Genomic DNA, 13,675 nt, shown 5'->3' with positions numbered 1-13,675 from the left:
TTCGTTCCATTACCGATACATGTAAGAAAAATCAGCAGCAAATACTCAATGCCTTCTCAACTATTGCTAATTCATAGACAACCTGAGTCGTTACACTATAATTTCATAAAATTTATATTTTTAGAAATAAATATACAATGCGTAATTTTAATAAGAAAATAAAACTTGTTATTTTCTCTCAAATAACAGCTATTTAATGTAAGTTAGGTAAAATCGTTAATTTACTTCAATCATTATTAATTTAAAACCAAGTTTTAATCACTACACAAAAAACCTGAAAAATTTATTATTTAACTATTAACCAAATCTTATGAACGAGTTTTTACCTCCACGGAAGTGGTACGTTATTACGGTCTTATTGACTTTTTTATTAGTTTCCACTCACCTGTTTTCTTATGCCCAATCGGTGGTAATAAGAGGTACAGTTTACGACAATGAGAATAACACTTTAATTGGCGCTACTGTTACCGCAACAGGAACATCAGTTGCTGTATTAACAGGTGCAGATGGCAAATATAGCATCAATGCACCGACTACGGCAAAGCAATTGACCTTTAGTTATGTAGGCCTCGAATCTCAAACGGTGACGATCAATAGCAGAAGCACTATTAATACGACTTTAATTGCCGGTAATACCCTGCAAGAAGTTACTGTAGTTGGTTATGGCTCTGTTAAAAAAAGCGATTTAACCGGTGCGGCAACTACCGTTTCTGCTAAAGATTTTAACAAAGGGCCACTTATTGCTCCTGATCAACTAATCCAAGGAAAAGTAGCCGGTGTTCAAATGATTAATAATAGCGGTCAGCCAGGGGGTTCCACTACGATAAGGATAAGGGGCAACACAGCGATGACAGGAACAGGCCAGCCCTTATATATTGTGGATGGCGTTGCGCTGGATGGCAGATCAGCCAGGCCTTCTGCCAGTGGCGGTGTAGGTAATGCTCCGGCAGGAAATCCGTTAAATTTTATTAATCCATCTGATATTGCGAGTATGGAGGTTTTAAAGGATGCGTCCGCTACCGCTATTTATGGATCAAGGGCAGCCTATGGTGTGGTATTGATTACCACCAAGAGAGGTCAGTCGGGGGCGACTAAAATTGACGTTAACGGGTCTGTTGGGGTCAGTAATTTAGCCAGGAGGCCTGATATCCTTAACGGTGATGAATATCGTGCAGCTTTAAAAAAATATAATCAGAATACAGGAGATTACGGGAGTAATGTGGATGCATTAGACGAGATCACGCGTACTGCCTATAATCAGAATTATTCTGTTGGCATAAGCGGTGGTAATGATGGCAATACTTATCGTGCTTCTCTTGGTTACCAAAACCAGCAAGGCATTTTAAGAAAAACAGATTTTAAAAAATACAGTGGTGCCTTTAACGGAAGTTTTAAATTTCTGGACAGCAAAAAACTGGGCTTGGACGTAAATATGATCAGTAACCAGTATACAGAAAATATTGCACCCATTACAACAGATGCCGGCTTTACAGGTAGCTTAATTAGTCAGGCTCTTTCCTGGAACCCAACACGATCAATGAGAAATGCCGACGGTTCCCTTTTTATTGAACCACGGTCTACGACGATCAACCCATTGGTGATGTCAGACGCAAGCAGTGATAAATCTAAAGTATCTACCATCCTTGGAAGTGTGTCCCCTTATTATAAGATCACGCCATGGCTCGAATTTCGCATGTTGGCCAGCATCAATTATAGTACAGGAATAAGAAGGGCATCTACCCGCAGTTATTTAAATTTAAGCGGTATTGAAGCTAATGGTGATTTTCTGGGTGGATATGCAAGCTATTCTAATACGGAGCTGATTACCCAGCAGTTTACCAATACTTTGAATTTTAATAAGAAGATTATTGGCAAGTTGAACTTAAATGCGATTGCTGGTTACGAATATACCAATTATATTAATAAAGGAGTAACCAGTACAGCAAAAGGCTTTGGTGAAATTGCTGTTGATTATACTGATGCAATGCAGGCTGTTGCACCGGCAAACCGTACCATTTCATCTTATAATGATCCAACAACTCAGTTACAGTCCTATTTCGCCAGAGCGATCTTCAATTATGATGATAAGTATTTGCTGACAGCCACTTTTAGAGCAGATGGATCTACTAAATTTGGTTCTGAAAATCGTTATGGTTATTTCCCTTCTTTTGCTGCTGCATGGAATATTAAAAACGAGAGCTTCCTGAACGAGGTGAACTGGTTAAACCAATTAAAGATCAGAGCTGGTTACGGTAAAACCGGTAATCAGGAATTCCCTTCAGGATCTGCGTCCCAAAGGTATAACATTACCTATTCTAATGGTCAGCAATCTCTTGTGGGCGTAAATAACGAGAACAAAAAATTAAAATGGCAGTCTGACAAGCAAACGAATATTGGGGTGGATTTTGCCCTTTTTGGAAATGTGCTTAGCGGATCTGTGGATTATTTCAATAAAACGACGACCGACTTATTATTTCCCCAAATTCCATTGGTTCCGGCTAACGCAGGGGTAACTGTTACCTGGGTGAATTTACCAGGACAGGTTTCCAATAAAGGGGTCGAGATGAATCTAAACGCTAACGTTATAGAAAAAGATAACATCTCCTGGTCGGTAGGCGGAAACGTTACTTTCATTAAAAATAAGGTAGATGGCATCTTGGGAACTATTAAAACCGGTGCATTAAGCGGCCAAGGTTTATCAGACGTAACGACAGAAGTAATTAAAAGCGGACTTCCGCTATTTGCCATGGTAACCAGACAATATAATGGTTTGGATGCTGGTGGTTTTTCTACCTATACAGATGATGGGTATACCTATTACTACGTTGGCAATCCCAATCCTAACGTTATTCTTGGCTTTACTACGAGTTTCAGGTATAAAAAAGTATCGTTAACAACAAACTTTAACGGTTCATTAGGTCAAGATATTTACAACAACACAGCCAATTCTGTGCTTCCTATTTCTAACTTGGGAACAGGAAGGAATGTTTCTTCTAAATTGTTGAATTCTCCAATTCAGGAATCTTTGGCAAATCCAATCGCAGCTTCTTCTAGATATATTGAAAAGGGAGATTATATAAAATTAGCGAATGCAACAATTAATTACAACCTGGGTAATATTGGAAAATCAATAAAAGGCCTTAATGTTTTTGTGAATGGACAAAATTTATTTGTGATCACAAAATATACAGGTTTCGACCCAGAAGTGAATGTGGATAAAAGTATCAATGGGGTTCCATCTGCTGGAATTGATTATGTTTCCTATCCATCAGCCAGAACCTTCAACTTTGGTGTAAACTTTTCTCTTTAATTTTTAATACTAACAGACATGAAAAATAAATATATCATAGCTTTTACGGCCTTAGCGTTATCGGTTTCAAGCTGTACCAAACTTGACGAAAATTTAAATGGTCAGATAGGTAATGAAGGTGTATCATCAGGGAACGTTTCTGCGCTGTTAAATGCCTCTTATACAGCGATGCGGAACCCTTACCAGGGAACATATGGCTGGTGGGCACTACAGGAATTCCCTACTGACGAGGCCATTGCGCCAACAAGGGCTGGTGACTGGGACGATAATGGTGCCTGGAGAGCATTACATTTGCATAGATGGGCACCAGATCATGCTCGCATCTCGAGTGTTTTTAGAGACTTAAACAGTGTAAGTTATGTGAGCACAAATGTGCTTCAGTTTAATCCAACTGTCGCACAGGCAGCTCAAGCACGCTTTTTACGTGCATTTGCTCAATTCTCTATTCTTGATGGATGGGGACAAGTCCCTTACCGTGAACCAGGAGAAGATGTGACTTTGCCTTCGAAAGTAAGAACAGCACCTGAAGAAATCGCCTACCTCATTTCAGAATTAAAGGCAATTATCACTGATTTGCCCGACGGGCCAAACTATATTGCCAATAAAGATGCAGCAAAGGTCTTACTCATGAAATGCTACCTAAATAAGGGAGCGTTCATTAACCGGACCGCACCAACTTTCATTGCAGCAGATATGGCTGAAGTGATTAAACTTGCTGATGAAATAATTTCGACTGGCAAGTATAGTTTAACTGCTGATTACTTTGGTAATTTTGCACCTACAAACAATCTTCTATCTAAAGAGAATATTTTTACAGCACAAAACATCGGTGGTTCTGATGCAGGTGGATTAAACAGTATGTGGATAGCAGGATTGCATTACAATCAAAACCCTGGAGGTAACAATGGCTTTTCCACACTTTCAGATTTTTATAATAAGTTCGAAGCTTCTGATAAACGTAGAGGTGGTGCCTATCCGGGAATCACGAATGTTGCTGGAGTTAATGTAGGCTTCTTAATTGGACAGCAATATAACCAGAGTGGAGCTGCATTGAAAGACCGCAGAGGTAATAAGCTTGTTTTTACACCTGAGGTAAGTATTATAGAACGTGATCCGAACCACCTTGAAGTAGCTGGGATCAGAGTAATAAAGTATCCGATAGATTATGTAAATACCTCCACAGGTTTACCTGAAAATGACTGGGTATATTACCGTTATGCTGATGTTTTGATGATGAAAGCTGAAGCATTATTAAGAACATCTCAGACAGGACCTGCTTTAACAATCGTGAATTCTATCCGCACCGTGAGAGGGGCCAGTGCCTTTAGCAGTTTAACATTGGATAATCTGATCGACGAACGCGGACGTGAATTTTACTGGGAAGGGGTGAGAAGACAAGATCTGATCCGTTTTGGTAAATTCCTTACCCCATGGCAGGAAAAACCAACCGATGACCCTAAGTATTTATTGTTTCCAATCCCTGATAATCAGCTAGGTAACACAAACTTTATCCAGAATACCGGATATTAATACTATTCATATGATCGGATAATTTAATTCTAGTCAGCGGGTTTTAAAAAGGGTTAACAAAGGTCTTTAATACACTTGTTAACCCTTTCTATTTATCACCATTTAAGGTTGACAAGAATATCAACCCTAGTAGGACTTCTCCGCACTCATATTTCTAAAAAATATAAAAGCGATTGTGCAAATCGTATAAGCTGCCGGAACTTGTAAGAGAGTTACAATCTCTCCGTTACCTATGATGGGAGGGTGCCAGCCATCCAGCGACTCTTTTAATAAAGCTTTCAGCTATTGACTGAGAGTGGCCTGATCAGGAATGGAATCCAGATTATAATACTTATGTGTTACTTTATTGCCGTTAATGCTGATAATGCGAAACCCTGAAGGATCTTTTCCAAGAGGCTTGCCTACCGGTCCGGTGGTAACCATTTCTATATTTCCGGATTTACCAAAGGCATTTCGGTGATAGTGCCCAGCAAAAACATGGCTGACGCCGGAGGCAGCAAAAAGGTCTAGGTATTTTTTCCTTGTTGCTAAATCAATATTGAAATAGTCATTCTTTTCCAGAGGATCTTTTAAAAACCAGGAATGATGCTGGAATATTAAGATTGTAGATGCCCCATCCTTTTTTGCACGCAGAAGCTCGTTACGCAGCCATATATCCTGAGCATCTGCCTGAGCCTGAACTCCCGAAGGGCTTTTAAAGTATAAAGAATTTAATACAATTCCGTAAGTCCCTTTATGTTTTATTGAGAAATAGTCCGGTCCGAAGTTCTTATTAAAACCTTCGATGTCTTCTGGCTTAGGATCATTTGTCACATCGTGATTGCCTGCTATGTGGTAAACTGGAATTGACTTATCCAGCTTGGCCACTATACGCTTATACTCTGCGATTTGAGCTTTGTCCCCAGGGCTGTTAATTAAATCTCCGGTAATGATCACATAGTCGGGATGAAGGCGGTTAGCCTCCTTTATTGCTTTCTCAAAGTTTTCCGTTTCCTTTACAAAATCCTTATTGGCATTAAAGAACCCGAATTGAGGGTCGGTCATCTGAATAAAGAAAAACGGCTGCCGAACTTGCTTTCTACTTACACACCCTGCAATGGTAAAAAGAATAAATGTAGCGGCAGCGATTAAGCTGGATATTTTTGGATAATTTCTCATATTTTTGATTAAGTAGTTTACCATCCTTTATTTTGTGGTTTGAGTTTCTGGTTCGCATCTAACTCTCCTTGCGGTACTGGCCATAGCATATATTGTTCATTGAATTTCACTCCGCTTTCATTGGTGTAAGAAAATGCATCCTCAAACTTTCCCGCTAAAAGATTATATACTTTATGTGTACGCTGCACGTCAAAATACGATTTATTTTCAAAAGCCAGTTCATGGTAACGTTCTTTCCATACCGCTTCTCTGAAGTCAACTTTACTTAGGTTGGTAAGTGGAAGCAATTCTGCACGAACACGGATATAATTGAGCTGATCATAAGCAAACTTGTCTGGGCTTTCTATTTCATTAATGGCCTCAGCGTAGATCAGCATTACTTCAGGAAGGCGCAATAACGTCCAGTTCTGGTCGGAGTTACCATCACCGCTTGCTCCTGCACCTTCTTCACGCCAAAACTTATACAATGCGGGGGCAAATTCTACAACCTTTGTCGTGCTGCCCCTTGCAAACGCCTTTGTAAAATAAAACTCCTTTTCTTTTGTCCGCTTGTCGCCTGCTTCATAGGAATTTACAAAGGCCCTGATTGGGGTTACTGTTCCAAGTTCACTGGTAAGTTTTGAAATACCGTTGGGAGATATGAATTCGGTGATCCTATTGGTCTTTACGCTGGCTAGGTACTGCACCTGAAAGATCAGCTCGTCCTTATTTTTATGGGACCTGTCATGCAGATAATTGTAGTTATCGAAAAGCTTGTAATAACGTGCATCCAATACTTCCTTTGCTTTTGCTGCTGCAAGGCGGTAATAATCTGCTCCCTTATTTAGAGGATAGCCGGCCATAGTTAAATATACACTTGCCAGCAGGGATTTTACTGCGCCTAAAGAGGCTTTTCCGGTTGTTTCAACTGGTGGAAGGCCCGAAGCCTCAGCAGCCTTAAGATCACTGACAATCTGTTCATAGACTTTCTCATTAGCCGATCTTTCAGGATACAAGTTAGGACTGGTGAAATCAATAGGTTCGGTAATCAGCGGAATATCTCCGTATAGTCTGACCAGATAATAATAGTATACCGCCCGAAGAAAATAAGCTTCTCCAATAAGGCTATTCTTCGCCTTTTCATTCATCGTGATTCCGGGTATCCTTTTAATGGACAGGTTGGCATTGGCAATTCCTTTGTAAAAGTTGCTCCAGATAATACTGTATACCGGTTCGTTTGCTGAATTAGTATGTTTGATAGAACCGTTCTTATACTGTGATCCACCTGTATTGATATGACCGACAGGCATTTCCATCAGCGCCCAGGACGCATCTCCCCTGAATTCGATATCCTGGGTAAATGCTTGGAGCATAGGATAAATCCCAGCGACTGCGGCCTGTGCTTGCGCTTCTGTTGTAAAATAATTCTCCTGTGTAATAGCTGATTTATTGTTTTCTGAAAGGAAATCCTTGGTACAACCTCCAAGGCTGATCAGGACAATAAATACGGACAAAAATTGAGATATGGTTTTCATAGTACTTTAAAAATTAAGTGATAAGCCAAACATGTATGTTTTGGGCTTAGGATAATTAGAATAGGTTACCCCTTGCGAAAATGCAGTGTTGTAGTTGCTTAGCTCCGGATCATATCCGAAGTATTTGGTGATCAGCAGGAAGTTCTGCAAGGATGCAAATATCCTTAAACTGTTCAGGCCAAGCTTACCGCTCCATACTTTGGGAACATTGTAGCTCAAGGATAAGTTCTTTCCGCGAATAAATGATCCGTCTGACATTTTACGGGTATCCATGAAATAACTGTAGCCCGCAGGTCTTAGTTGTTCAAGTACAGCGTCTTGGTTATCCGGCCGCCAAGAGTCAAGTACAGTTGCGTAGTTATTTGCGATGCCAAATCTGCCTTCGCTTGAGTTACGTGTGTTGTTAAAGATATCATTGCCTTTCGAATATTGAAATTCCACAATCAGATCAAATCCTTTAAAGCTGAAAGTGTTCGCCAGGGTGCCATAAAAATCAGGCATACTCTTTCCGATTATTGCACGGTCCTGGGCATTTATAATATTATTGTTGTCCAGATCTCTGATCTTAACATCACCTGGCTACTTACCGTAAACTTTCGCCTGTTCAGCTTCATTTGTACTGTAAATTCCATCCCAGATGTAACCGAAAATAGAACCGACAGAATTACCTACCCTTAAGATCTGGTTTTCTTTAAACCCATAAATGATGTCCTCATTGTTTGCACCCAGCGCAGTAATCCGGTTTTTCAGGAAAGAGAAATTAAATGCAGTAGACCAGGTAAAATTCCCGCCTGAGATATTGATTATATTGATGCCTAGATCAAGACCTTTATTTTCCATGTTACCTATGTTTTTGGTAACCGTGCTGTACCCGCTAGTAGAAGGAATCGGGGCATCGAGGAGAAGGTCGCTTGTCTTTTTATAATAAAGATCAGCTGTTATATTTACCCTGTCTTTAAACAATCCCAGTTCCAGGCCAAGGTCGTATTGTGCGGTCTTTTCCCAGCGAAGATCCGGATTTTCAAGCCTGCCGATTGCTGAACCAGATGCCCTTGCTCCACCAAAAATATAAGCATTGGTGCTCAAGTTGGCCAAAGACCGGTAAGAGCCGATTTCAGAATTGCCCGTTAGGCCATAACTCGCTCTTAATTTTAAGTTTGAAATGGCAGGATTATTTTTCAGGAATGCCTCTTCTGATATTCTCCATGCCGCGGCAGCTGAGGGAAAAAATGCGAACTGGTTATTGCTTCCAAATCTGGAAGATCCGTCAAAACGACCTGTTACAGTAAAAAGATACTTCTCTTTTAAACTGTAATTTAAGCGCCCAAAGTACGACTCCATCTGGTAAGAATTGGTAGAAGAACCGGGAGTTACAGGTATGGCGCCTGCCCCGAGGTTAAAGTACGAATAATAATCATCGGGCATGGAACCTGTGGCGGCACTCCAGTTAAGACTGTTGAGCTTCTGTTTTTCCGTACCAATTAGTGCGTTTATACTATGTACTGCATTGAATTTTTTGGTGTAATTGAACCTGTTTGACCACTGCCAGTATCTTAATTCATTGCTGGCGATTCTGGAACTGTTTTTCCTGGTACCACCCTGCAGCATAGAACTTGAAAATGTGGGATTGATTTCATTGGTTATGTTAGTACCAAACGTAGAAGTGAATTCCAGTCCGTCAATGATTTTAACATTCGCGTAGCTGCTGCCGTTAAATGCATTGGAATTGAAGTAGATCTGGTTTTCATAGGCCTCCGAGAGGGGGTTATTGAGTTTTTCAAGCCCTGCATAATCACCCCCGTAGCCGTATTTCCCGTCTGCATATTTATACGGAATAAAAGGGACCATTTCAACGGTGTTCCGGATGACATTATATGACCCGTTACTGTCATCCACTCCGCCTTCATTCTTTCTCACATAACTTAGTGTAACTCCTATCTTAAGCCAGTCTTTCATCTGCTGATCAACAACTGCCCTCACATTGTATTTCTTTTGGAAACTTTCCTTAATGATGCCGTTATCATCAACATAACCAAGGAAAAACCCATAATTGGTCTTTGCATTACCACCGGTAAAAGCAAGGTTATGGTTTTGACTGAGCGATGTCCTGAATACTTCTTTGCTCCAGTCAATATCATAGATAGGTTGTGGTATGCCGTTCTGGTCAAGGTTGAAGAGTTCCTTGTTGCCCAGGGTATTGCCTGCGAGGTAAGCCTTTCTTTTTTGTACCGGATCAATATATTTCCCGGCAAGGAAACCCGCTGGGTCAAATTTAGCTGCATTTTGATAAACCACATCCTCAAGGCCAAGCCATTGTTTTGAGTTTAGTACCTCCAGATTTCTTGAGGCAGGAAGCTCGTTAATTGCGAAATAATTGTCGTAGCGCACTTTACTGCTTTCTTTACGTCCTCTTTTGGTGGTGACAATGATCACGCCGTTGGATCCTCTAGTACCATAAATAGCCGTTGATGACGCATCTTTTAGTACATCGATTGCCTCGACGTCGTTAAGATTCAAATTAGCTATTCCTTCGGTCCAGATTACCCTATCCACTACGTATAAAGGATCATTGGTAGCGTTAATGGAACTAAAACCACGAATGGCAATAGAAGTTCTACCCCCTGGGCGGCCGGAATTGGTGGATACGTTTACCCCGGCAATTCTGCCGGCCAGCGATTGTTCCACATTTATTGCAGGGCGCTGCAACAGTTCATTACCCTTAACGCTTCCAACAGCTCCTGTCAAGTCAGATTTGCGCTGCGTTCCGTAACCAATCACAACAACATCCTTTAGGCTGTTGCTGCTCTCAGTAAGCTGAATAGTAAAGGAGGTCTGCTGACCAACAAGTTGCTCTGATGTCTCGTAGCCGGTAAATGATACGACCAGTACCGCTTTTTCAGAAGGTGCCTTTATATTAAAGCTTCCATCGGCAGCGGTTTGGGTCCTAATATCTGTTCCTTTTACAGCAACTGTGGCATAGGGTATCCCAAGATCCTGCTTGTCTACGACTTTCCCGGAAATAAGGATATCAGCCGACTTTTCAACAGGGAAATTTTTGACTTTGAGTGCCATGGTATCAGCAACAGGATACAGGGCAATAAAAAATAATAGTAGTGTGAATAGATGTTTTTTCATCTTCTGATTTGTGTGGTTTAATAAAAGTTTTGATCTGCAATGGCAGAAAATTGTTCATACTCAATGGCCCCGCACCTGGTATGGTACCATCATAAAATGTCTAATTACAATTCATGTATTGCTTTAAATTTTCGGGCAAAGCAACTTCGAGGTGGTTAATAATGGGCAAATTCAAGGTTAATTTTGCCGGGTAAGTCAAAAGTTAAAACAACCTTAACATTAATTTAACTGATAGCCTGCTGAAAGGTCTTTAAATAGTCACTGTTATACAACAGCGTGTGATCCCTGCAGAACTTTTCAAAGGTACTCCTGGCCATGGTACTCTTGCCCAGATGAATTAGTGCCTTGCATTTTAGAACCATTGCCTCTTCACTAACCTGATCAATGCTAAAAATAGCGTTGGCCACAATCACCAGAAATTCAGCTTCCTTTTCCATGCTGAAAGGTGATGCAAAATTTAAAAGGAGTTCAACAATTTCTACAGATATCTCTGATTTGAAACTATCTAACCATGGGTATTCGGCCCCAGAAAGGAAGGCTCCCCTTTGAATAATGGTGAGCAGGCCGTCTACCTTTTGACGGTCAGGAAGATTTGTATCCCCGATGATATTCTTATAACTTACGTAATCAATAAATACACGCTGATCTTCCATCTCGATTCTCCAGTAGCCTGTATCTTTGCTGACTCTAAAATCTCCTACTTTTTCAAGTACCGATTTTAATTTTCCGATGTTTACAGATCGGTTATTTTTAGCTCCTTTTTCTGATTTATCAGACCATAAAATCTCGTCGATCTGCTTAGATGAAATACCACCCTCTTTTTTTACTCCAAAAAGTAATATCAGGAGCATTAATTCTTTAAGGAGCGGAGAAAAAAGTTTGGTGATGTCCTGGCCTTCAAGGTCGAATACCTGCATATTTCCGAAAAGGTAAACTGACATTGGACGTATTGTCTGAGTTGGAGACGAGTAAACAATCTCCTGCTTTACACTTGCAGGTACTTTCCATTCAGCTGTTTTTTCGCTTCTTCTTTTTCTGGAAACATAGTAGATAATTAGTAAAACTATGCCAGCTAACAACAAAGTTATAACGAGGATGACCTGTAAACTGAAATGTTTTGGTGATGTTTTAGCAATCAGGTTTTCCGGTGGGAAGGCAATAGTATATATCTTGATCTCAGTCTGTTGATCCTGACGGTTTAACAAGGTGATTGCTACTAGTTTTTTGGTTAGAGGGCACCAGTAAAGATCTGCGTAGGAGCGGATATCGTGAAAAAGATAGGGAATGCGGTTTGCAATAATTCTATATTCAGGTTTTTCCAATGACCCCTGGATGAGCTGAAGGTGGGAATTGTACTTGTAATTAGGAAAAACAAGTCCATAATATTGCTTTGATTCTTGGTCAATGATTAAGGAGCTTGCAAAGGCGAAATCATTCGCGGGCTTTTCCAGGCTGTAGATATTCTTAAAAGCTTTAGTGCTTACATCAAACCTCATCAGGTCATAGTAGTTTTTAGGACTCAACATCTGCTGGCCTGATTCACTGCCATAACCTCCCATTATGTAGGCAACACTGCCGTTTTTGAATGTACCTGTTCCTGCAAGATACCTGGGCCGAAATACATCCCCAGTTGTTTTTACGACTTCCCATTTTTTACTGTGGAAGCTATATCGCTGGATCAGGTCCTTGTAACGGCGCTGCCCGTAGCCACCGATGATATAAAGTGCAGAATCTCTGGCGGAAACAAACTTATTCGCATGCCAGAATATCGTAAGTGCTTTTGCAGCCGGATATTCTTGAACCCATTTATTTGCTGGAAAATAAAAATTGGAGATGCGTTGTTCATCGATGTAAAAATTATAAAGTTTCCCGGAAAAAGGATTGAAAACAGATTGACTCCCTGTCGGCATCAGATGATTTTGGGCATTAGGAATCTCTTGCAATTTTCTATCAGCTACATTATAGGTATATAACGAAGAGGATCCGATAACATGGACAGTTTCCTTAATAGGGTCAAATGCGACACTGGCATTTCCTTTCGCGGTAAAACTGCTCACAATTCTCCATTGGCTGTGCATCGCATTGATCCAAGTGGGATTGGAAACAGTTGCAGCCACCTGATGGACGCTGTCAGCGGCTAAATTTCCCATGGCCTCATCGAGAGGCCAGAGATATCGTAAATCGCTGCCCTGAGAGATTCGGATATCCCTAATGTTCATCGGGGGAACATCTAGGGCTTTAAAATCTCCTTGATTGTTTGCCCCAAATTGAAAGCTGTAGCAGTTTGAATTCTTTATCCCGGCTTTATTTTCAATGAGGACTTTCTTGCCGGTATAAAAAATAATACGGTCATTTTGAATATCGAACTTGATCCGGAAGTTGTTCCACTGGTTAAAAAGGAGGGTTTTATCCAGACGGAAAGCGATTTTAGAGAACTTGTCTGCAATGACAAGTTTGAAATTTTGAGGATGTGTCGGCTTCTGATCGTAAATAAGGTCAATATTGAGGCCATTATCATTAATAAACCTGAAAACATAGCCATAATAATCTTTATGATTAGATGAAAAATACAAATCAAAAGATATTTCGAATTCAGGGCTTAAGCAAGTTTTTGCACCCTGGTTCAACGCCAGCCCGGTTCTTTGATCCTGAACGGTTTCCTGTCCGTTGAAATGAAGTCCTCGGTGCTGTGCGAACAGGACTTCAGAATCAGAAAGTAAGCAATAAATAATTAAAAACAGGAAAAACAATACGGTATTCAAATCTCATTTCACAGAATTAATAAACCAGCACCTCATATCCTCGAAATAGTCAGCTTTAAACTCAATACTTCATGTGCCATTAATAGGCAAAGGAACGGCGGATGCGTTACGGAATTGTTAAGTCAGCGTTAAATATTAAGAGCTTTTAAATTTCAAAGCATAATTACTTAATAAGACCGTTGCAAAAGCAACAAGTCAGAATTATATTAACTTTTTGGATTTTTTGTTTTTTTAGTTTTGGGTTTTTTCGACCAAAAGTGTCGAAT

7 protein-coding genes are annotated in these 13,675 nt (G+C 40.4%); 2 read left to right on the top strand and 5 right to left on the bottom strand.

From position 1 onward, the window contains the following. The first annotated feature begins 310 nt into the window (after positions 1-310). Together AAKU52_RS16120 and AAKU52_RS16115 are read left to right on the top strand one after the other, a co-directional pair. Positions 311-3,310, top strand: coding sequence for a SusC/RagA family TonB-linked outer membrane protein (locus tag AAKU52_RS16120; protein WP_354335423.1), 3,000 nt, complete (start codon positions 311-313; stop codon positions 3,308-3,310). Between the two features lie 18 nt (positions 3,311-3,328). After that, entirely contained in the window at positions 3,329-4,840 is a 1,512-nt protein-coding gene (locus AAKU52_RS16115) for a RagB/SusD family nutrient uptake outer membrane protein (RefSeq protein ID WP_354335420.1), read from the top strand. Positions 4,841-5,122: 282 nt separating this feature from the next. On the opposite strand, the gene AAKU52_RS16110 is transcribed toward AAKU52_RS16115, so the two are convergent. The 5 genes from AAKU52_RS16110 to AAKU52_RS16090 all read right to left on the bottom strand — a co-directional run bounded on the left by AAKU52_RS16110 (position 5,123) and on the right by AAKU52_RS16090 (position 13,409). Further along, the gene (locus tag AAKU52_RS16110) at positions 5,123-5,998 is read right to left on the bottom strand and encodes a metallophosphoesterase (protein ID WP_354335418.1); all 876 of its coding nucleotides are present in this window, start codon (positions 5,996-5,998) and stop codon (positions 5,123-5,125) included. A 17-nt stretch (positions 5,999-6,015) separates the two neighbouring features. Next, a complete protein-coding gene (locus AAKU52_RS16105; RefSeq protein ID WP_354335416.1) occupies positions 6,016-7,512 on the bottom strand; it encodes a RagB/SusD family nutrient uptake outer membrane protein in 1,497 nt (498 codons plus the stop codon). A gap of 6 nt (positions 7,513-7,518) precedes the next feature. Then, complete coding sequence (locus tag AAKU52_RS16100) at positions 7,519-8,013, bottom strand: hypothetical protein (protein ID WP_354335414.1); 495 nt, start codon at positions 8,011-8,013, stop codon at positions 7,519-7,521. Positions 8,014-8,091: 78 nt separating this feature from the next. Beyond that, positions 8,092-10,647 (bottom strand): SusC/RagA family TonB-linked outer membrane protein, encoded by a 2,556-nt coding sequence (locus tag AAKU52_RS16095; protein WP_354335412.1) that lies wholly within the window; start codon positions 10,645-10,647, stop codon positions 8,092-8,094. A 224-nt stretch (positions 10,648-10,871) separates the two neighbouring features. Next, positions 10,872-13,409: a Kelch repeat-containing protein gene (locus AAKU52_RS16090; protein ID WP_354335410.1), complete on the bottom strand. Its 2,538-nt coding sequence runs from the start codon at positions 13,407-13,409 to the stop codon at positions 10,872-10,874. Between the last annotated feature and the right edge of the window lie 266 nt (positions 13,410-13,675).

The sequence above is a fragment of the Pedobacter sp. CG_S7 genome, from assembly GCF_040544395.1.
In the GTDB taxonomy this organism is placed as follows: domain Bacteria; phylum Bacteroidota; class Bacteroidia; order Sphingobacteriales; family Sphingobacteriaceae; genus Pedobacter.
The sequence above is the reverse complement of the archived record's forward strand: the minus strand, read 5'-3'. Positions and strand labels throughout refer to the sequence as shown.

Bases quoted from the DNA above. Each gene is read 5' to 3' on its own strand.
- AAKU52_RS16120 (WP_354335423.1), top strand. From the start codon at position 311: ATGAACGAGTTTTTACCTCCACGGAAGTGGTACGTTATTACGGTCTTA.
- AAKU52_RS16095 (WP_354335412.1), bottom strand. From the start codon at position 10,647: ATGAAAAAACATCTATTCACACTACTATTATTTTTTATTGCCCTGTAT.
- AAKU52_RS16100 (WP_354335414.1), bottom strand. From the start codon at position 8,013: ATGCCTGATTTTTATGGCACCCTGGCGAACACTTTCAGCTTTAAAGGA.
- AAKU52_RS16105 (WP_354335416.1), bottom strand. From the start codon at position 7,512: ATGAAAACCATATCTCAATTTTTGTCCGTATTTATTGTCCTGATCAGC.
- AAKU52_RS16115 (WP_354335420.1), top strand. From the start codon at position 3,329: ATGAAAAATAAATATATCATAGCTTTTACGGCCTTAGCGTTATCGGTT.
- AAKU52_RS16110 (WP_354335418.1), bottom strand. From the start codon at position 5,998: ATGAGAAATTATCCAAAAATATCCAGCTTAATCGCTGCCGCTACATTT.